Source organism: candidate division WOR-3 bacterium (assembly GCA_016867815.1).
GTDB lineage: Bacteria > Hydrothermota > Tepidihabitantia > Tepidihabitantales > Tepidihabitantaceae > UBA2258.
Genome location: VGIR01000016.1, coordinates 23269 through 43187 on the forward strand (window position 1 = coordinate 23269; position 19919 = coordinate 43187).

The 19919-nt window shown below is 62.6% G+C and carries 19 protein-coding genes and 1 other RNA gene; 4 read left to right on the top strand and 16 right to left on the bottom strand.

The window, feature by feature from the left end; all coding sequences use genetic code 11:
* Positions 1-4: 4 nt before the first annotated feature.
* From FJY68_04055 to FJY68_04085, 7 genes are all read right to left on the bottom strand, one after another.
* Positions 5-874: a TIGR00282 family metallophosphoesterase gene (locus FJY68_04055; protein ID MBM3331010.1), complete on the bottom strand. Its 870-nt coding sequence runs from the start codon at positions 872-874 to the stop codon at positions 5-7.
* Between the two features lie 66 nt (positions 875-940).
* Complete coding sequence (gene rny / locus FJY68_04060; protein ID MBM3331011.1) at positions 941-2515, bottom strand: ribonuclease Y; 1575 nt, start codon at positions 2513-2515, stop codon at positions 941-943.
* A gap of 17 nt (positions 2516-2532) precedes the next feature.
* Positions 2533-2707, bottom strand: a non-coding RNA gene (ssrS, locus tag FJY68_04065) — 6S RNA.
* Positions 2708-2725: 18 nt separating this feature from the next.
* Positions 2726-3001: a cell division protein ZapA gene (locus FJY68_04070; protein ID MBM3331012.1), complete on the bottom strand. Its 276-nt coding sequence runs from the start codon at positions 2999-3001 to the stop codon at positions 2726-2728.
* A gap of 20 nt (positions 3002-3021) precedes the next feature.
* The gene (locus tag FJY68_04075) at positions 3022-3276 is read right to left on the bottom strand and encodes a hypothetical protein (GenBank protein MBM3331013.1); all 255 of its coding nucleotides are present in this window, start codon (positions 3274-3276) and stop codon (positions 3022-3024) included.
* A 28-nt stretch (positions 3277-3304) separates the two neighbouring features.
* A complete protein-coding gene (locus FJY68_04080) occupies positions 3305-4126 on the bottom strand; it encodes a hypothetical protein (protein MBM3331014.1) in 822 nt (273 codons plus the stop codon).
* Positions 4127-4960, bottom strand: a complete 834-nt coding sequence (locus FJY68_04085) for a fibronectin type III domain-containing protein (protein MBM3331015.1) — start codon at positions 4958-4960, stop codon at positions 4127-4129.
* Here FJY68_04085 and FJY68_04090 point away from each other — a divergent pair.
* Entirely contained in the window at positions 4959-6470 is a 1512-nt protein-coding gene (locus FJY68_04090; GenBank protein ID MBM3331016.1) for a hypothetical protein, read from the top strand. The genes FJY68_04085 and FJY68_04090 overlap by 2 nt on opposite strands.
* Here the strand turns inward: FJY68_04090 and FJY68_04095 are convergent.
* The 5 genes from FJY68_04095 to hypD all read right to left on the bottom strand — a co-directional run bounded on the left by FJY68_04095 (position 6418) and on the right by hypD (position 11636).
* Complete coding sequence (locus FJY68_04095) at positions 6418-7158, bottom strand: ComF family protein (protein ID MBM3331017.1); 741 nt, start codon at positions 7156-7158, stop codon at positions 6418-6420. The genes FJY68_04090 and FJY68_04095 overlap by 53 nt on opposite strands.
* A gap of 22 nt (positions 7159-7180) precedes the next feature.
* A complete protein-coding gene (gene lgt, locus FJY68_04100; GenBank protein ID MBM3331018.1) occupies positions 7181-7978 on the bottom strand; it encodes a prolipoprotein diacylglyceryl transferase in 798 nt (265 codons plus the stop codon).
* Positions 7979-8101: 123 nt separating this feature from the next.
* Positions 8102-9175, bottom strand: a complete 1074-nt coding sequence (locus tag FJY68_04105) for a site-2 protease family protein (GenBank protein MBM3331019.1) — start codon at positions 9173-9175, stop codon at positions 8102-8104.
* Between the two features lie 70 nt (positions 9176-9245).
* Positions 9246-10358, bottom strand: coding sequence for a hydrogenase expression/formation protein HypE (hypE, locus tag FJY68_04110; protein MBM3331020.1), 1113 nt, complete (start codon positions 10356-10358; stop codon positions 9246-9248).
* A 189-nt stretch (positions 10359-10547) separates the two neighbouring features.
* Positions 10548-11636, bottom strand: coding sequence for a hydrogenase formation protein HypD (hypD, locus tag FJY68_04115; GenBank protein ID MBM3331021.1), 1089 nt, complete (start codon positions 11634-11636; stop codon positions 10548-10550).
* Between the two features lie 277 nt (positions 11637-11913).
* Between hypD and FJY68_04120 the strand changes: the two genes are divergently transcribed.
* The 3 genes from FJY68_04120 (at position 11914) to FJY68_04130 (ending at position 15266) form a co-directional block, all read left to right on the top strand.
* Positions 11914-14127 carry a hypothetical protein gene (locus FJY68_04120; protein MBM3331022.1) on the top strand — a complete coding sequence of 738 codons (2214 nt, stop codon included), beginning with the start codon at positions 11914-11916 and terminating at the stop codon, positions 14125-14127.
* A gap of 496 nt (positions 14128-14623) precedes the next feature.
* The gene (locus tag FJY68_04125; protein ID MBM3331023.1) at positions 14624-14926 is read left to right on the top strand and encodes a nucleotidyltransferase family protein; all 303 of its coding nucleotides are present in this window, start codon (positions 14624-14626) and stop codon (positions 14924-14926) included.
* Complete coding sequence (locus tag FJY68_04130; protein MBM3331024.1) at positions 14916-15266, top strand: DUF86 domain-containing protein; 351 nt, start codon at positions 14916-14918, stop codon at positions 15264-15266. Before FJY68_04125 ends, FJY68_04130 begins: the two co-directional genes overlap by 11 nt.
* Positions 15267-15304: 38 nt before the next feature.
* Here the strand turns inward: FJY68_04130 and FJY68_04135 are convergent, their stop codons facing one another.
* From FJY68_04135 to FJY68_04150, 4 genes are all read right to left on the bottom strand, one after another.
* A complete protein-coding gene (locus tag FJY68_04135) occupies positions 15305-15736 on the bottom strand; it encodes a hydrogenase iron-sulfur subunit (GenBank protein ID MBM3331025.1) in 432 nt (143 codons plus the stop codon).
* On the bottom strand, positions 15737-17746 hold the full coding sequence (locus FJY68_04140) for a CoB--CoM heterodisulfide reductase iron-sulfur subunit A family protein (protein ID MBM3331026.1): 2010 nt from the start codon (positions 17744-17746) through the stop codon (positions 15737-15739).
* 70 nt (positions 17747-17816) lie between these two features.
* Complete coding sequence (locus FJY68_04145; protein ID MBM3331027.1) at positions 17817-18782, bottom strand: electron transfer flavoprotein subunit alpha/FixB family protein; 966 nt, start codon at positions 18780-18782, stop codon at positions 17817-17819.
* Positions 18783-18861: 79 nt separating this feature from the next.
* A complete protein-coding gene (locus FJY68_04150; protein ID MBM3331028.1) occupies positions 18862-19632 on the bottom strand; it encodes an electron transfer flavoprotein subunit beta/FixA family protein in 771 nt (256 codons plus the stop codon).
* Positions 19633-19919 lie beyond the last annotated feature (287 nt).

The following is a 19919-nucleotide window of genomic DNA, read 5'->3' on the forward strand; positions in this document are numbered from 1 at the left end:
ATTGTTAGACGCCGGCCAGCGACGTCTGATTCCCGGCGGGCACGACCATGTGTGACAGCCGCCCGACTGCCAAAGCCCTGCCGCTGGCGGGCTCGACGTCCACCCACACACCGTTGATGCGCACGTCGCCGGTCGCCGGGTGGAGTCGCACCGGCACCATTTCGACCATCCGGCGCAAGGACAAGTCCTTGCTCATACCCAGTACCGAGTCGAACGAGCCGCTCATGCCTGCATCGGTGATGTAGGCAGTACCGCCCGCCAGAATCGCTTCATCCGCGGTCTGGACGTGGGTGTGGCTGCCGAGCACGGCCGAAACCCGGCCGTCCAGGAACCAGCCCATCGCCTGCTTCTCGGCAGTTGCCTCGGCATGTAAGTCTACGAACACAACCTGGGTTTCACGCCGGATTTCGTCCAGCGCTGGCAGAGTTGTGCGAAACGGACAGTCCAGTGCCTTCATGAACACCCGCCCCTGCAGGTTCACCACCGCGACTTTGACCCTGGCCGCATCAGTCCCTTTGGTCTCCTGTCCCAGTTCGTAGACCCCATAGCCCCGGCCGGGCGCCTGGGGCGGGAAGTTGAGCGGCCGGAGAATCCTCGGCTCGGTACCAAGGTACTCCCAGACCTCTTTACGATCGTACGCGTGATCCCCGGTCGTGATACAGCCGACGCCGGCCTTCAGCAGTGCGCCGGCGATGGCCGGCGTGATTCCGTAGCCGCCTGCAGCATTCTCTGCGTTGGCGATGACGAAGTCAACACCAAGCTGTTGCCGCAGAACTACGAGCTCCTGCTCGACCGCCTTCCGCCCCGGCTCCGCGCATATGTCGCCGAGAAAGAGCACGCGCAACGCCCCGCGGAGAGGTTGGGGGACGGACATAGAATGAGGCTGGGATTCGGAGTGACTCATTTCCTGTCTTGACCTTAGCCTTGGCCTCTACGTGCTCTACCTTGCGTAGTCTACCGCCCGTGTCTCACGGATAACGGTAACCTTGATCTGCCCCGGGTATTTCAGCTCGGTCTGGATCTGAGCCGCGACCTTGGCAGCAAGCTCTGCCGAATCCCTGTCTGTGACCTTGTCCGGCTCGACCAGCACACGTATTTCGCGGCCGGCCTGAATGGCATAGGCCCGCTCGACACCATCCATTGAGGATGCGATCGTCTCGAGCTCCTCGACCCGTTTGACGTAGGTCTCGAAGCTCTCTCGCCTGGCGCCGGGCCGGGAGCCGGAAACGCTGTCCGCAGCCGCGACCAGGAAGGCGTAGGGCGAATCGAGCGTCGCCTCTTCGTGGTGTGCGGCAATAGCGTTCGCCACCAACTCCTCCTCGCCGTACCGGCGCGCGAGCTCCGCGCCGATGCTCGCGTGGGGCCCCTCAATTGACTGGTCAGCGGCCTTGCCGATATCGTGCAACAGCCCGGACCGCTTGGCCAGCGCCGGGTCCATGTCCAGCTCTTGCGCCATCAGCGCAGCCAGGTACGCGACCTCCTTCGAATGGACGAGCACGTTCTGACCGTAGCTCGTCCTGTACTTCAGCCGCCCGAGCAGCTTGGCGAGTTCCGGGTGGAGACCGACGATGCCGAGTTCAAGCACGACCGCTTCGCCGGTAGACTTGATGATGGCGTTCATCTCATCACGAGTTCGACCCACTATCTCCTCGATCCGTGCCGGGTGAATCCGGCCGTCGGCCACGAGTTTCTCCATCGCCAGCTTGGCAACCTCTCGTCGGACCGGATCAAACCCGGAGATGATTATCGCGCCCGGCGTGTCGTCAATCATCACCTCGACCCCGGTCAGGGTCTCAAAAGTGCGGATGTTTCGACCTTCGCGTCCGATGATCCGTCCCTTGAGCTCATCCGAAGGAAGGCTGACGACCGAGACCGTTGTTTCGGCCGCGTGTGATACAGCACAGCGCTGGATCGCCCGGATGATGATCTCCCGCGCCTCTTCCTCGGCCTGTCCCCGAGCTTCCTCCTTAATGTCTCTGACGATCTGGGCTGCCTCCAGCCGCGCCTGGTTCTCAAGGTTGCGGCACAGCTCACGGCGTGCCTCCTCGGAAGAGAGGCCGGCGATGCGCTCGAGCTTCGAGTTCTCCTGGCTGATGAGTTGGTCCAGCCGCTCCATCTTCGCCCGGACGATCTTGTCCCTCGCCCCGATGTCACGGTCCTTGCGGATAAGGTCCGCTTCCTTCTGTGTGAGGACACTGTCCCGGCGGGCGAGGAAGCTCTCGCGTTCGGATAGCTTCGCTTCGAGCCGCTCGAGCTCACGCCGCGTGGTCGCGGTCTGGGTCTCGAACTTGAGCTTCTCGTGCCCCCACTCGATCTTGGCCGCTGCCTCGGACTTCTCGCGCGCCCGGTCTGCCTCCTCCTGTGCCAGCCTCACAGTCCGCTCGCGCTCCTGCTCCGCACCGCTCACCAGTTGCCGGGCGGCCCGACGGCTGACAACGAACCCGACCCAGAATCCCGCAACTCCCAGAACTAAGAAGCCGGCAATCGCCGGAACTACGATTCTCACCCAATCCATACTTCCTCCAAGCAAAGCAAAACCCCGCAGTACCGTGTAGTGACAAGTCTATGAACCCGTCGTAAGAGGGGGCACTTCAGGGCGGCTTCGCGCCTCTCAGTTAAGAGTGGCAGTCCACTGCCCTATGTCAGCGCCCGCATCACGGGTGTTGGCTCAAGACTCAGCCAACTATCACGAGTACAGCAGGGAGCCTTAGATTATCGGGGCCGGCTACCGGCCCCCAAGAACGGACTCCAGTTTTCTGACGAGCACACCGACCCGGCGCGACACCCAACGGGCGTCCTCCCGGCGTTGCAGGAGGTGATCATCCACCAGGTTCATGCAGGTCAGCACCGCCGTACGCGTGCTCGAGCCCTGATTGAACTGGCGGTCGATCTCCCTCATCTTCCGGTCAACGATCCCCGCGATTTCCTGAACGCGTTCGCCGTCACTGTCGGCTCTAACATTATAGTCACTGCCAAAGACACTAACGACAACTGACTTCATCGGCTCCCATCGACTTCACTCTATAGCAGGCCGTCAATCTTGTCAATCAGATCCTCGATCCGTCGCACCGCCTCGGTCCTGGCCCGGGTTGCCTCTTCGAGTCTGGCTGCAAGCTCCTGTTTGTCCTGTTTCAGCCGTGCGATCAAGCTGACGGCCTCATCGACCCTGACCTCAAACTGCCGAAACTGCTCCACGAGCTCCGGCGAAGGCCCTTCTTGCGCTGCCGGCGAATCGCGGTGACTGGGCTGATCCAGTCCGGTGTCAGACTTCGTCATTCGGGTTTCGGGCTTCGGGTTTCTCCTGCTAGTGTGTTGTCAGCCGCAGCCCGGGAAGCAGCTGGTACCAGGTTTCCAGCAGCACGCGACGGTTCTCGGTGTCCACGGATACGACCTTCACCAGCGCATAGTGCCCGTCAGCGGTGTAGCAGCCGATGCTGCACGGCACGTTCAGGATACCGGCATAGTTGAAATACGACGTTGGCGAGACCGACGGGAGCAGCACGTACTCACCGGATTGGGAATCGGTGAACTTACTGACTCGCCAGGAGTCGGCCGGCACGATGTTTGCGGGATCGCTCGGTCCCATGTCCGGGCTGGCGATTGAATAGGTCTGCTGGCTAAGTTGCGCAGCCTTGAAATCCGTGATGTAGAGATCAGCCAGGCCCGCGCTGCGGATGTCAGCCATCGAGCAAGTGCGTCCGCGCCCAGTGTGCGGATCCCAGCCGAAGCCGGAATTGCCCGAGGCGTTGAGTTCATCCAGCGCCAAGGTGTCGGTCCACACCGGAACCGTACCCGGTGTCATACTCGCCGCATAGCTCTCGGCACCGTAATGGGCCTCTGCCCTGTACCTGCCGGTCGCTCCACTCGGGTTGTGAACCCACAGATTCGCTGTGGTCTCCGCGACCAGTCTGTAGCTCGTTTCGCCGGTCGCCTGGAAAAAGACCAGGTACTTGTGCGGAGTGGCGTCGACAGGCACGTTCCAGAGGACCCTCACGGTACTGTCGGTATCCGCTTCCAGCCTCAGGTTCGATGGCGCCTTCCCGCTCACGCCGCAGCCGGCCAGCGAAAGCAGACCGGCGACCACGCACGCACCGAGTCCGGCACGCGGCGTGCGGCCGCCTCCCATCTAGTAATGCACAAGCCTCAGCCCGGGCACGAGCTGGTACCAAGTCTTCAGCCAAACCCGACCGGACACCAGGTTGAAGCTGTCGACCTTGACCATGGCATAGTGCTTCACCGTGTCGCCGGCCGTGTAGCACCCAAAACGGCACGGCTGGCTGGTAAGCGTGGTGTAGATGAAGTAGGTAGCACTCGGGGGCGCCTTGTAGCTGGGCACGGTATCGGCCAGCACCGGATTCGAGAAGCCGTTCGCCCGCCAGGCGGCGGAAGGTACGATTCCGACCGCACCGGAGTCAATCGAGTCTGCCTTGTTTGGACTCACGATGCTGAGTGGTCCTCCGGTTCCGACCAGCAGGTCGGAAACGTAGAAGTCAACCGACGCGCAGTTGGCACTCTCGGTCATAGCGAACACGCCGCCGACTCCCGAATCACGTTTCCACCCGAACCCGCACCGAGCCGAATCCGCGTTGATCTCAAAAAGCTCGGCCTCGCTCTGAACCGGGACCGTGGTCGGCATCTCTGCAGCGTCGTACGAATCTCCGCCGAAGACGGCCGAGACCTTGTACTGGCCGGTTACACCGTGGGGGTTGTGAGCGTAGGATATCGCCGTCGTTTCGCCGACGACTGTGTACCCGGAGTCCGTGGCGGGCCGGAAGTGGATCACATACTTGTCCGCCGCGCCTTCGGACGGTACGGTCCACGATACAAGGACAGTGCTGTCCGATTCGCCCGGCCCGGCACTCACTGTAACGCCGCTCGGAGGTCCGCCCAGCACTCCACAGCCCTGGATCACGACCAGCGCCGCCACGCCGGTCAGGACGGTCAATGTCAAACACTTCATGTGGCACTCCTTATCGTCTCGCAGAGCTTCGGCTCTGCTCCGCTTTCTAACCTCAGTTAGGCTACTACCAAAACCCTCACTGTCAAGAAACAGGACCGTGGCGGCCATGTCTGTGCCAGCCGCAGTTGAACGGTGGTATTGTCGCTGTATCATCTGGTCCGTGCCCGAAAACCCGGCTTCTCCTCAGCATCAGCTCGGACCTCTGCCACCCTTCCCAGGTCGGCCGGTTCCTCCCAAGCCCAAAGAGCCGCCCCGCTACGGTCGCTGGGCCGCGGTCAGTGTGACTCTGAGCTTCATCGTCGCCCTGATCCTGCTGGCCGTGTTCGTTCCCCGCGGGCATCGGGCGCGCGAGAACAAGAAGAAGGCACAAGCTCAAGCGCAAGCCCAGACAGCGGCGGCGGCCTATGACACGACGGCCTGCGCGGTCAGGCCCAATGAGATAATGGCGACCGTGCTCGTTCGCGCCGGGCTGTCATCTGTCGACGTCGGCCGCATCGTACCCGCGTTGCGTGGTGCGGGCTTCAACTTCCAGGCAATGCGCCCGGGTGACAGCCTCATCGTCCTGTCGCGTGACTCGGTCCCGCGGCGGCTGCTCTACCGGCAGAACATCGAGGCGATCTACCGCGTTGACCTTGACTCGTTCGAAGTGCGTGTCTCGATGCTCCGCAAGTATATCAGCAAGACCACCGCCTTTGTCAAAGGGACCATCTCCGGATCATTGTACGAAACGATGATGGCCATGGGCGAGACCCCCGAGCTGATCATGAACTACACCGACATCTTCGGCTGGGAGGTCGACTTCTTCTCCGAAGTGCAACCCAACGACAGCTTCGCGATTCTTTTCGAGCGGAAGTACTGCGACTCAGTCTGCATCGGCTACGGCGTGATTCTCGCAGCCAGCTACTCGGGTCAGGTCGGATCTTTCACGGGATACCGGTTCTCCAACCCGGATGGCACCACCGATTACTACAACGCCGAAGGCCAGAACCTGCGCAAGACCTTCCAGAAGTCACCGCTCCGATTCTCGCGCGTCTCTTCGTTCTTCGGCCGGCGCTTCCACCCCATCCGCCGGGTCGTTCGTCAGCACGCCGGGGTTGACTACGTGGCACCACAAGGGACGCCGGTCGAGGCTGTCTCCGACGGTCGCGTGGTTTCGGCCGGCTGGTCGGGTGGATACGGCAGGCTGGTCGTCCTCGGCCACGCCGAGGGGTACCAGACGCGCTACGGACACTTGTCGGGATTCGGGAAAGGGGTCAGGTCGGACGCGCCGGTCCGTCAGGGCCAGGTGGTCGGATACGTTGGTTCGACCGGACTGTCAACCGGACCTCACTTGCACTACGAAGTACGGAAGTTCGGTTCGGCCGTCAACCCGCTCAGGCTCAACCCGCCGCGACGCAGCCCGGTCACAAAAGAGATCCTGCCCCTGTTTGCTCAGGTACGGGATTCGCTCGCGGCAATCATGACGAACCGCCGGCGTGGGCAGCCGCCACGACCGCTCCCAGCACGCTAGTCGCGCCACCCTTCAGCAACGCCTGGGCCGCCTGGTCTAGTGTCGCCCCCGTCGTCATCACGTCATCCACAAGCAGGATTCTCTTTCCGGCGACCTTCGAGTCGGGTCGCAGTCGGAAAGCGCCGGCAACATTCTTCAGCCGTTTCTCGGGGTTTGTCTTCAACGTCTGGGTTGGTGTGTATCTGGTCCGCGTCAGGCACTCAACCAGCCGCATGCGCGTGCTCATCGAGATGGCCGCGGCCAGGAGCAGAGACTGGTTGAACCCGCGCTCGCGCAGACGCGCCGGGTGCAGCGGAACCGGGCAGACCGCGTCCGCGGCTGATAGTACCTCGTCCTGCTGAACCAGCGCCGCCAGGGCTTGTCCGAGCAACTCGCCCACCTTGGTCTTGCCCGAGTACTTGAAGGCATGGACCAGCTTGTCGAAGGGTGGAACGTATAGCCCCAGCGCCCGAACGCGGCTCAGGCTGAATGGGGTCCGGCACTGGCCGCAGGTCTCCGCAGTCCTGGTGCAGGGCCGGTGGCACTTCGGACAGACCGCTAGTTCGTGCGTGAAGAGCGCGAGGCGGCAGCCCTCGCAAACTAGCCCCTCTTCGACCTCGCTATCGCAGCCATAGCATATCGGTGGGTAGATGAAATCGGCGAGCGACTTGAGGAGAAAACGGACACTACCGGGAGAGCCCGAGCTCAAGCAAGGAAGCTCAAGTCCAAACTCAGCGACGCGTGCCGCTGCTTGTGCTTGCGCCCTTGGCCGGCCAGCGGAGGAACAGGATGAGCAAGACGACCCCGAGCGCGGTCAATCCCAGCGCCACGACCTGGTTGCCCCAGAGGTTCGCGCTATTCTCGTAGTAGCGCACGAAGTCAATGCCGAACCGGAAGAGCGAGTAGAAAATAAGCAGGATTGCGGCCAGCACGCCCGGCCTCAGCTGTCGTCTCTCAAGCCAGAGCGCGAGAAGGAACAACGCGAACCCGGCTGCTGACGAGTAGAGCTGCGTCGGGTGAATCGGTTGGCCGAGGAACGTCGCACCGGCCGGCGACTCGGGCGGGAACACCACTCCGAAGGGGCTGGACGTATGCCCGCCGAAACAGCAGCCGTTCAGGAAGCAGCCTATGCGCGTAAACCCCTCTCCGAGCATTATCGCCGGTGCGACGGCATCCATCAGCCTCCGCACCGGCAGCTTGTTGAGCCAGACGAACAGGACTCCCGCTATGATGCCGCCCAGGAACCCGCCGTAGAACATCAATCCGGCCAGCCCGCCGCGCCAGAACGCGATGATAGCGATGAGATCGTTGCTGAACTCGCTCCAGTGGAAGGCTACGTAGAAGAGCCGTGAGCCAATGACAACTGCCAGCAGCACCCAGAGCGCGAGGTCGGTCACCTTCTTTGGGTCGACGCCGAACTTCTTCGCCCGGTGCTCGACTATCGCGATGCCGCATACGAACGATATGAAGAGCATGACGCCATAGGAGTAGATGTGCAGGTTGCCGAGCCTCAGAACTGTGGGGAACATCAGACTCTATCCTAGGCAGAAGGCCATGCTAGTCAAGAAAAGGGGACACGCGCGCAACGCTGCAAGCATCACGCGATACGCCAAACTTGGGCGTCATGCGTTGTGCGTGATGCGTCAAGCGTACTAGAACCGGACCGAGCCGAACGGCGCGGGCGTCAGCGTCAGCACGATGATGATCACTGCGACCGCGACGAGCCGCCAATCTGCTCTGTTCAGCGGAGTGATATCGTCGAGCGGCGGCGGGTGTCTCAATCCAAGCATGACTGCCAGCACGGCCCAGAACGGCCACCCCGCCCAGAAGAAACCCATCAGAACCAGGGCGGCGATAACGAACCAGCTCAGTTTGCGCCAACGCCGGCCGAACACCGCATAGGCGACATGCCCGCCGTCGAGCTGCCCGATAGGTAGCAGGTTCATCGCGGTCACGAACAACCCGAGCCAGCCGGCGAATGCTGCCGGGTGCAGCATCAGGTCCTTGCCCGGCCCGAGGTTGGGATGGAGCAGTTCCGATATCGCCCAGAAGATGAGAGGGGAACCAAGCTGTATCCCCTTTGACGCGATGACGTCAACGGGCTTCGACAGCATCAGCCCGATGAAGCAGACGGGCAGCGCAACTAGGAACCCGATCAGCGGCCCGGAAACTCCGACCCGCACCAGCGCACTCTTGGTCGGGACTGGCGAGTCTATACGGATGAACGCGCCCATGGTTCCGGTCATGGGATGCGGAACCGGCAGGAAGTACGGAGGCGTGGCGGCAACCCCAAGGCGTCGGGCTGTGAAGTAGTGCGCCAGTTCGTGGCTCCCGAGCACCAGGATGATGCTCAGGGAAAACGGCCATCCCAGCAGCAACATGTCGAGCGGACGCCGGAAGGGATCTCCGCCGTTGTTGATTGAACCGACGAGCAAGGTCGTGACAATGGTAAGCGCAAACAACAGCAAGTTCACCCACAGCCCGCGCTTGCGCTTCGGCGGAGCGTAGCCCCATGTTATGGCATGGCCTTCCGGCGTCAGCTCGAAACAGGCGATGCTGCCGGCATCCCGGAACACCCTCTTGATCGCGGCAAGGTTCTCGGCCACCGGTTCGTGTATGCGCCCGGTTATCCGATTACCCCGGATGCCTTCAATCTGCATATACCGGCTCAAATCGTCTAAGCTGAACTCGCGGCCTTCGGCAACTAGCTGTTCGTCAGGAGGCATAGGTATTTGACTGCGCTCCCACCCGCAGAGACTCGGTCACTTGATCCCTTGATCGCTTTGTCTCTTGTATCTAGCAGATTCTCGGCAACTGCTCTGCCTCGAGCATTATCAAGGGCCGCAGCGACCCGATCCGGGTTCTGAGCCAGACGCCTTCCGGCTTCTTCACGACCTCACCGATCATTGCAGCCTGCCTGCCGAGCCGGTGCCGTCGCATACCGCCCAGAACTCTCGCCTCAGCCTTTGGGTCAGCAACCACGACGACCTTACCCTCATTCGCCATGTAGAATGGGCTCAGTCCGAGCAACTCGGCAACGCCAAGCACGTGCTTCGATACCGGCAGGGCCGCTTCGTCGACTACGAACCCGCGCCCGGTCGCCTCCGCGAACTCGTTAAGGGTCGTGGCCAGCCCGCCTCTTGTCGGGTCCCGCATCAGCCTCACGCCCGGCTTTGCGAGCAGCGGCAGAACCAGGCCGTCGAGCGCGGCGCAGTCACTCTCCGCCTTGCCCTTGAAACGATATGCCCCGCGCGCAACCGCAATCGCGGCTTCGTGCTCGCCGATCGGCCCGTTGATGAGAATCACATCACCCGGCTTCACCTGCTCCGGCCCAAGTTGCGCGCCGGGCAGCCGCGTACCGATTCCCGTTGTGTTGATGTACAACTCGTCGGCCTCTCCCCGCTCAATCACCTTGGTGTCGCCGGTCACGACCTGGATGCCCGCCTTCCGACACTCCGCCGCAATCGAACGGCAGATGGCTTCGAGCTTCGTGACCTCGAGACCCTCGCGGAGCACGAACGCCAGCGAGATGAAGCGGGGCTTCGCCCCCATCACCGCCAGGTCGTTGACCGTGCCGCAGACCGCGAGCTTGCCGATGTCGCCGCCCGGGAAGAAGATCGGCTGCACGACGTATGAATCCGTCGTCATCACCAGCTCACCGAAAACGGGGACTGTACCGCGCGTCCTCGTGCTCCGGGGGACTGTCCCCGTTTTCACTTGCAGTCCAGGCAGGACCGCGGCATCGGCGAGATTCCGCAGCGCCGGACTGCCGAAGTGCTTCACGAACACATTCTTTATCAGTCGGTGCATCTTCTTGCCACCGGCGCCGTGCCCCATCACGATACGCGAGTCAACGATGTCGCCCACTATCACCGGCGGATTCCACTCCGGCTCGGCCAACTTCGTCATTTCCACTTTGGACTTCGGACTTGCGTTACTACGCCCGCTCATACTTGTAGTACGCCGCACACGCGAAGGGACATGACCGAAATCGCGGGGACTGTAACGGATTGCGCCGCGTTCCTGCGCGGCGGGGACTGTCCCCATCCGGCGATTTCGGATCGTGTCCCAAGCGCGCCGCGAACTCCACACCGAAAGCTATCTCTCATATTTGTAGTACGCAGCACAAGCCCCCTCGGTCGACACCATGCACGGCCCGACCGGCGACTCCGGCGAGCACGTCTTGGCAAAAAGCTTGCACTCCGGCGGCACGATGACTCCGAGCATCACGTCGCCGCACCGGCAGCGCGTCTGGCGTTTGGCGTTTGGCGTTCGGAGTTCGGCGATTCTGAACCGCTTCCGGGCATCGAACTCGCGGAATCCCTGCCGGAACCCGAGACCACTGCCGCGTATCGTGCCGAGCCCGCGCCACTCCGCGTCACCGGGCTCGAAAACCGTTTCCATTACCTGTATCGCCGTCCGGTTACCTTCCGGCTTCACGCTCCGGGTGTACTGAATCTCCACTCTCGGACCGGACTTCACCTGCTCGAGCAGCATGTGAATCCCCTGCAGCACGTCCAGCGCCTCGAACCCGACCACACAACTCGGCAGGTGGTACTTGTCGCGTAGGAACTCGTAGGGCCGAGTCCCGATGATGGTCGAGACGTGACCGGGCAGGATGAACCCGTCCACGTTCACGCGGTCAGAAGATGCAATGGCTTCTAGCGCGCGCGGAATGGTCTTGAACATAGACAGTACGTAGAAGTTCGAGACCTTCGATTCCTGTGCCGCGATTACGGTCGCGGCCACGGTCGGAGCGGTCGTTTCAAAACCCACCCCGAGAAAGACGAACTGCCGGTCCGGCTCGGCCTCGGCTAGACGCATGGCATCGAGCGGCGAATACACAACGCGGACGTCGGCTCCTATCGCCTTCTCGTGCTCCAGCGAGGTCCGTGTGCCCGGCACCCGCATCATATCTCCGAATGTGACAACTGCCACGCCCTGCTCGCCGGCGATGCCGATTGCCGCGTCAATCTCCGCCTGCGCGGTCACGCAGACCGGACACCCCGGTCCGGATAGCAGCCGCAGGCGCGGGTCCACCGCCCGCCGGATGCCGAATCCGGAGATCGCCATCGTGTGCGTGCCGCAGACCTCCATCAGGTTGATTGTCCTGCGGGTCTCGCAGAGCTCGATGACAAGGTTGTTCACCCGGCTGAGCAATGCCCGCTCCAGCGCGCCCTCGTCCAGCTTCCGCGTGGCCTTGTGCTGCTCAGCTTTCACTGCTTGATTCTATCCGCGCGTCGTCGTGGGTCAACCAACTGAGTCCTTCGCTGCGGTTCCAAGGTCAACGCCGGCGCTGCTGTTGACGATCGCTCGGCGCGGTCTAGAATCCTAGCGAGGTTCAGATGACACGCCGGCTACCACGACCGCCTGTCCCCGAAGTCCCCAATGGCGGCGTCCCCGGCTCGTCCATGAAGAGGTCAGTCGCCACGGTACCAGGAGACCATTGCATGTGGGAGGGCCAATGAGAAGTGTGCTTACGCTGCTAGTGTTCACCAGCTCCTTCGCCGTCGCTGCGGATAGCCCAGGGGTTTCGCCGCAGACAGACGCAATCCACAGACTCCAGACCACAAGCTACGGAGCGGAGTCGATCACGATTCCGCAGATGCTGTCGTATCAGGGCAAGCTGACCGACACCTTGGGCGTGCCGGTGGGCGATACGACCTATCAGGCTACGTTCCGGCTCTATACCGTTGCGACCGGCGGCGTTTGGTTCTGGAACGAGACGCAGACGGTGCGGACCCGGGGCGGGCTATTTTCGGCCCTGCTCGGCTCGGTCGCACAGATAGAGTCGGTTCCGATCTCGGGCAAACTGTATCTCGGCATGGCTGTCGCCGGTGGGGCGGAGCTATCGCCGCGCCTGCGGCTGGTCGGCAGCGCCTACAGCTACCTTGCCGGCAAATCAGCGAATACCGACCTGCTCCAAGGCAAGGACACGACCGCGTTCGTACGGACCGGGCAGGTCAACTCGGTTACGACCGGCATGCTCGTCGACGGGACGATTGTTGCGACTGACCTTGACCAGATGGGGGCAGCAACAGGGCAGGTGATGAAATGGACCGGCTCGGCTTGGGCTCCGCGCAACGACAGCGTGGGTACCGGTGGCAACGGAACGGTCAGGAAGGTGGTGCAGTCCACCGGCGTTGTGTGCTCGCCCAACCCCATTACCGACTCTGGTACAGTGAGATTCGACACGTCCTACGGCGACAGCCGCTATATCAAGAACCAGTTCGCGTCGAATCAGTTCGCCAGTTGGCGCATCGCCGGTCAAGGGTCTTGTTCGGCCAACTCGGCAGGCGATGGCGCGCTCAAGGGTACAAACGCCAGCCCCACTGGCTATGGCGTCTGGGGCAGCAGCACCGACAATCTCGGCGTCTACGGCAGCAGTATCACCGGCCGGGGCGTCTTCGGTTCGGCTACCTCCGGCCCGGGCGTATACGGAAGCAGCGGCAGCAGCCATGGCGTGGTCGGCAACAGCAACAGCGGCGATGGTGTCTACGGCGGGAGCTCCGGCGGCTATGGCATCCACGGTGCGAGCTCAGGCAGTTGCGGAGTAGCCGGCCAGAGCACTGGCAACGATGGAGTCTATGGAACGTCAATCGCAGCCGGCTGTGCCGGCGTGCACGGCAAGTCAACTGCGAGTGGTGCCGGGTATGGCGTCTGGGGCGAAGACAGCCTGGGGCATGGTGTGTACGGTGTCAGTTACGACAGCAGTGGTGTGTACGGCAAAAGCAACGCCGGCTACGGCGTCATCGGTAGAAGTGCCACCGGTCCTGGCGTTGCAGGCATAAGCATGGGCTCCTACGGCGCCTATGACTCGAGTGGCAGCTCCACTGGCGTCTACGGCGCGACCGCAGGGACAAACCAGAGCGGCGTGGCGGGAATCGCGCACGGGAGCGGAGGTACCGGAGTGTTTGGGCACGCTAACGGCGGAGGCACCTGCACCGGCGCACGTGGTTTGGCCGACGGGAGTCTTATCAACTATGCCGTCAGGGGCGACGCCTCCGGCGGCAGCTCCAACTATGGCGTGCGCGGCTCTGCAAGCGGTGGCAACAGCTACGGTCTGTATGGAGAAGCAACGGGCATCGGCTCCAACTGTGGCGTGTACGGAACCGCAAGCGGCGGGGCGTCGAACTACGCCGGCTACTTCAGCGGCGACGTCACGGTCACAGGCAATCTCTCCAAGGGCGGTGGCTCATTCCAGATCGACCACCCGCTCGACCCCGAGAACAAATACCTGTTCCACTCCTTTGTCGAGAGCCCGGACATGATGAACATCTACAACGGCAACACTCGGACGGATGCTTCCGGGCATGCCACAGTCGCTCTACCGGACTGGTTCGAGGCGCTGAACCGAGACTTCCGCTACCAGTTGACGGTGATTGATGAAGGTGACGGCGACGGGTTCGCGCAGGCCAAGGTCGTGCGGGGGGTGAAGAACAACGCGTTCGTCATCCGGACGAGCGTACCACTGACCGCAGTATCCTGGCAGGTGACGGGCATCAGAAAGGACCCATACGCGAATGCCCACCGTGTGCAGGTGGAGGTAGCCAAGTCGGACGGCGAGCGGGGCAAGTACCTCCACCCTGACGCGCACGGACGGCCGCGAGGGGACGGAGTCGGCAACGTAGCGACCCCGGATGGCCGTCATACTTCCGCGGCGACCCGACCGAGGTAATACGCCGATGGTGAGCCTAGCGTGTCCGGCGCGCTTCTTCATGTGGTTAGGCGCGCTGCAGCATACCTAACTGGCTGACAAGCAAGCCGTTAGACGCGGGCAACGTAGCCTAAGCGGCGATCTCTGGAATCGCCTTGGGAACCGTTCCCGGAACGGTTCGGGAGGCGGTTCGGAAGACCCCTCCAGCAGGGACTTGCGCGGCTATTCTGATGGGCACGGACGGGGCCTGTTGCCGTGCGATTTGGAGATGCACGAGCAGGGCGATTTCCGCGGCGATTCGCGAGTGAACTCGCAAAGTCAGTCGCGGGAGGATTGCGGCGGCGACTTCCGGCTAGAACGGGAATGCGGTTTGCCGAGCCACCTCGAAGGCGACTGCGAGGATGACTCGCGACGCGACTGAGAGAGCGTCAGTACGCGTTGCCGGCTCAGTCAAGGCGAGTAGGCCGAACTGCCGGACGCGCTTGACGCTGGCAGGGAATGCACATAGACTAGACCCGTGAACCCACGTATTCAGTTTGACCGAGGGAAGATCGCCCAGCTCTGTCGGAAACATCACGTCCGGAGCCTGGCCGTTTTCGGATCGGTCCTCCGGGACGATTTCCGGCCGGACTCGGACGTTGACGTGCTGGTCGAGTTCGAACCCGATGCCCGCCCGAGCCTCTTCGACCTGGCGGAGATGAGCGAGGAACTGAAGGAGATGGTGGGCCGGGATGTAGACCTCGTCGAGAAGGCCGGCCTGCGCAACCCGTTCCGGAAAAAGTCCATTCTGGATACTGCCGAGCTCGTGTATGCGTCCTGAGGATAAGGACGCGGCCCTGCTCTGGGACATGCGCGAGGCGGCGCACGCCATCGGCACGTTCATGCTGGGCGTGAGCTTTGTCAAGTTCGAGGGCGACAAGATGGTACGTTCCGCGGTCGAACGCCAGTTCCTCATCATCGGTGAGGCTGCGCGGCAGATCTCGCCCGAGTTCCGGGAACAGCATCCGGAAGTGCCGTGGCGCGGCGTCGTCGGACTGCGTAACGTGCTGGCGCACGATTATGGTGAGGTACTGGTAGAGCGTCTGTGGCTGTACGCCACTCAGCGCATCCCGGAACTCATCAACCTGCTCGATTCGCTCGTCCCACCCGAGACAATCTGAAGGCGGACTCGGTTCCGGAATCCGGGAACAGACGGCCGCTAGCCGTGAACCACTAGCTGGGGCTGGTTAAGCCCCAGCGGCCCAAGTTCCCGGATACGGGTCGTGAACGCGGTAACGGCATCCGCGAACCGTTGACCTTCGGACGCCGACACCCAGTTGAGCTCCAGCCGCTCCGGCTCGATGCCGAGCCCGTCCAGCAGGTTCTTGAGCAGGAATACCCGCTTCTCGGTCTTGTAGTTGCCGGAAACGTAGTGGCAGTCACCGGGATGGCAGCCGCCGATGAAAACGCCGTCCGCACCGTCTTTGAATGCCTTGAGCAGGAACTGCGGGTCAATCCTGCCCGAGCACATCACGCGGATGATGCGCAGGTTGGCCGGGTACTTCATGCGCGATGTCCCGGCCAGGTCGGCGCCCGCGTAGCAGCACCAGTTACAGGCGAAACCGATGATTGTAGGGTTGAACTCAGCCATCTACGCCTCCGTCCCCGTACCGCTGACTGCCAGCTGCTCACTGCCAGCCGCCTTGCTCAGCAAAGCGTCAAGCTGCGCGTCGATTTGCACGCTGGTGTAGTGCTTCAGCGTGATGGCCGCGGACGGGCAGGCCGCCGGGCAGACGCCGCAGCCCTTGCAGAGAATCTGGTTCACTGTCATCACGTGCTTCTGCTCGTCGTAGACAAGCGCCTGATAGGGACAGAGCGCCTCGCAGATGTGGCAGGACGAACAAGCCTCTTCCTTGATCTCAGCTACGATCGGATCAACCTTCACCTTGCCCTTGTTGAGCAGACCTATGGCGGACGACGCCGCACCCTTGGCCTGGGCCACCGTATCCGGGATATCCTTGGGCCCCTGGGCGCACCCGGCGAGGTAGACGCCGTCGATGTTGGTATCCACGGGCCGCAGCTTGGGATGGGCCTCGAGATAGAACCGGTCCGACGAAAGCGAGAGCTTGAGGGTCTGGGCGAGCTCCAGGTAGCCTTCGGCCGGGACCAGCCCGACCCCGAGCACGACCATGTCGGTCTCGTGCTCGATGACCTTGCCGAGCAGGGTGTCATCCACTCGCACCACGAGCTTGCCCTTGCGCCGGAATATCTCGGATGGCTTGCCGCGCTTGAACCTGACGCCCTCATCTCTCACCCGGTCGTAGAACTCCTCGAATCCCTTGCCGTAGGCGCGAATGTCCATGTAGTAGCTGGTGACTTCGCAGCCGGGCATCTTGTCCTTGAGCAGATGGGCCTGCTTGATAACGAACATGCAACAGACGCGCGAGCAGTACTCGTTGCCTACCGCCTTGTCGCGCGAGCCGACGCAGTGGATGAAAACCACGTCTTTCGGCTCCTCGCCGTCGCTGATCTTCGTGATGTGGCCGCCGGTAGGCCCGCCCGCCGAGCTGAGCCGCTCGAACTCAAGCGATGTCAGAACGTCCGGGTACTTGCCGTACCCGTACTCGGGCAGGGTCGTGGCGTCGAACACATCGGTCCCGGTTGCTATCACTATAGCCCCGACCTCGATCTCGCGGTCAACGTCCTTCTGGTCGAAGTCAATGCACTTCTTCTCGCAGGCCTGCAGGCACTTGCCGCAAGCCAGCGGCAGGCTGCCCAGGCACTGTTTCTCATTCCGCACGAAGGCCGACGGCACCGCCTGAGGGAACGGCTGGTAGACGGCGGTGCGGGTCGCCAGCCCCAGGTCGAACTCGTTCGGGAACCGCTGCGGGCAGACCTTGGCGCAGTCCCCGCACGCCGTGCACTGCTTCACGTCCACGAACCGCGCCTTCTGGTGCACGGTTACCGTGAAGTTGCCGACGAATCCGGAGACCTTCTTCACGGTCGACAGCGTCAGCAGTTCTACATTCGGGTGGCGCGATACATCCACCATCTTCGGCGTGAGAATGCAGGCCGAGCAGTCGAGGGTCGGAAAGGTCTTGTCGAGCTGGGCCATGTGCCCGCCGATGGACGGTTCTTTCTCGACCAGGTAGACCTTGTGCCCGGCCTCGGCGATGTCGAGGGCAGCCTGGATGCCGGAAATGCCCGCCCCGACCACCATCACCGCCTTGGTCACATCCGCGTATCGGTCCTCCAGCGGCTCGAGCAGGTTCGCCCGCGCCACCGAACTGCGGACCAGGTCCTTCGCCTTCTCGGTCGCCTCAGCCCTGTCTACGTGCACCCACGAACACTGCTCGCGGATATTGCACATCTCGAAGAGGTACGGGTTCATTCCGGAGCCGAACACCGCGCCGCGGAACGTCGGCTCGTGCATGCGCGGAGAACAGGCCGCCACGACGACGCGGGTCAGCCCCAACTCCTTGATGTCTCTCTTGACCAGGTCCTGGCCCGGATCCGAGCACATGTACATGTAGTCGCGGCCGATGACGACGTTGGGCAGGGTCATCGCGTACTCGGCCACCGCCTTCACGTCGACGGTCTGGGCAATGTTGATGCCGCAGTGGCAGACATAGACGCCTATCTTCGGAGCGTTCTTCGCCATACCTACTCCCCGCTCTCAGTTCTGAGCTCTGGTCTCTGGTTTCTGAGCTCTGGACTGTCCAATCCCGCCATTACGTCTTCATTTCCTTGATCTTCGTCCGCAGCGCGGGGACCACTTTGTGCAGGTCGTCCACGATGCCGTAGTGAGCCACCGAGAAAATCGGCGCCTTTGGGTCCTTGTTCACGGCGATGATCGTATCCGCGCCTTTCATACCGGCGATGTGCTGGAACGCGCCCGAGATACCGAGAGCGATGTACAGCTTCGGCTTGATGGTCTTGCCCGAGGAGCCAATCTGCACTTCCTTGGGCAGCCAGCCCGCGTCTACTACCGGCCGCGAGGCCGCGAGCACCGCGCCGATGTCCTGCGCGAACTCCTGCGCCAGCGGCATGTTCTTCGCTTCCTTGATGCCGCGGCCGATGCCGACCACGATCGTCGCCTTGGTGATATCGATGCCGGTGGTCGGCACTTCCTCGAGGCTAAGGAACTTCGTCTTCGCCCCGGAAACCACGTCCCCGGCGTCCCACTTCTCGACCGTGCCGCCGAGACTGGCCGGCTCCGCTTTGAAGTTCGACTGCCGGACCATGATGACCGACGGCTCGGACCTGACGGCCCAGTCCGCAACCAGCTTGCCCGCGTACATTCCGCGGGAAACGGAAAACCCGCTATCCGCCTTGGTGCACGCGACCGCATCGGAAACGAGCCCGGCGTTCAAGGCGACTGCCAGGCTCGGCCCCAGGTCAGTACCGAACGCCGAGTTGGCAATCAGGATCGCCGCCGGCTTGCGCTCGGCCGCCAGCTTCACCAGTGCTTTCTGATACGGCTCGTAGTTGAAATCTCTGAATATCGGTCCGGAGACACAGACGACCTTGTTCGCGTGCGGAGCGATAGCTGGGGCCAGGAGGTCGCAGCTCTCGGCCATCAGTACCGCTTCGACATTTCCCGCGCCCAGCTTCCGCGCCGCAGTCAGCATCTCGAACGACACGTCGCGGATAGCTCCCTGACGATGCTCGACCAGAACCATGATGCTGTTGCTCATGCCGGCCTCCGGCAGGACTTTGGACGTTGGACCTTGGACACTTGACTAGGAATTAGAAATCGGCAATTAGGAATTCGCATCAGACAGCTCCCTTCTCCTTCAGAAGCTGTGCTATCTTCAGCGCCTTCTCGTCCACCGTTCCTTCAACCATCTGTGCCGCGCCGACGATCTCCGGCACGTAGACCTTGATGAGCTGGGTCTTCGACTCCGCCTTGGCAGGCGCAGCCTGCTCAATCGGCTTGGCCCCGGCCCGCTTGATGCCCATGATCGAGGCATAGCGCGGCGCGTTCCCGCCGGTCTGGATGGTCACGACGCACGGAGTGGCCAGCTCCTTCACCTCGAGGAACCCGCCCTCAAGCTCACGCTTCACAGTCGCCGTGCCGGCCTGGATGTCGAGCTTCGTCACGTAGGCCGCGTGCGGCAGGCCGAGAAGCTCGGCCAGGGCCGGGCCGACCTGCGAATTGCCGTCGTCCGACGCGATAGCACCGGTAACGATCAGATCGAACGTCTTGCCCTGGAACCACCCCGCCAGCACCCGCGCAATCCCGATTCCGTCGGTCTCGCCCAGGCCGGCGCTGTCGATGCGCGCCGCCGCGGTCGCGCCCTTGGCGAGTCCCATCCGGAGGACCTCTTCCGACTCCTTGGCGCCAACCGAGACGAGAGTCACATTGGCGTTGTGCTTCTCTTTGGCAAGGAGCGCCTCTTCGAGGGCGTAGTTGTCCGCCTCGTTGATGGTGAACGCCAGCTTGTCCCGGACAATATCCTTGCCCGAGGCGTCCACCTTGACGTCGGCCTCAGCGGTATCCGGGACCCGCTTCAGGCAAACCGCAATCTCCACGCTAGCCTCCAGTCTCCTGAGAAAAAGAAGCGACCCCGGACGCGGGCCGCATCAAGCAGCCGGACGCCATCGGTCGCTGAAAGGTATCCATCAGTTCGGGTTTAGCGGACTGTTAGAATAGCCCGAAAAGACGTTCGGTCAATAACCGCCGGGCAGTATGTGGCCGCAGAGCGATAATGTCATAGGCTAATGGCAGAGCGATTATGTCATACCCTGGCGTGTCGGCCGCTATGCTGGCGGCATGTCACAGTCAGTCTGCTACTCTGAACAGGACATGAAACGCTTCAGTGTGATTCAAC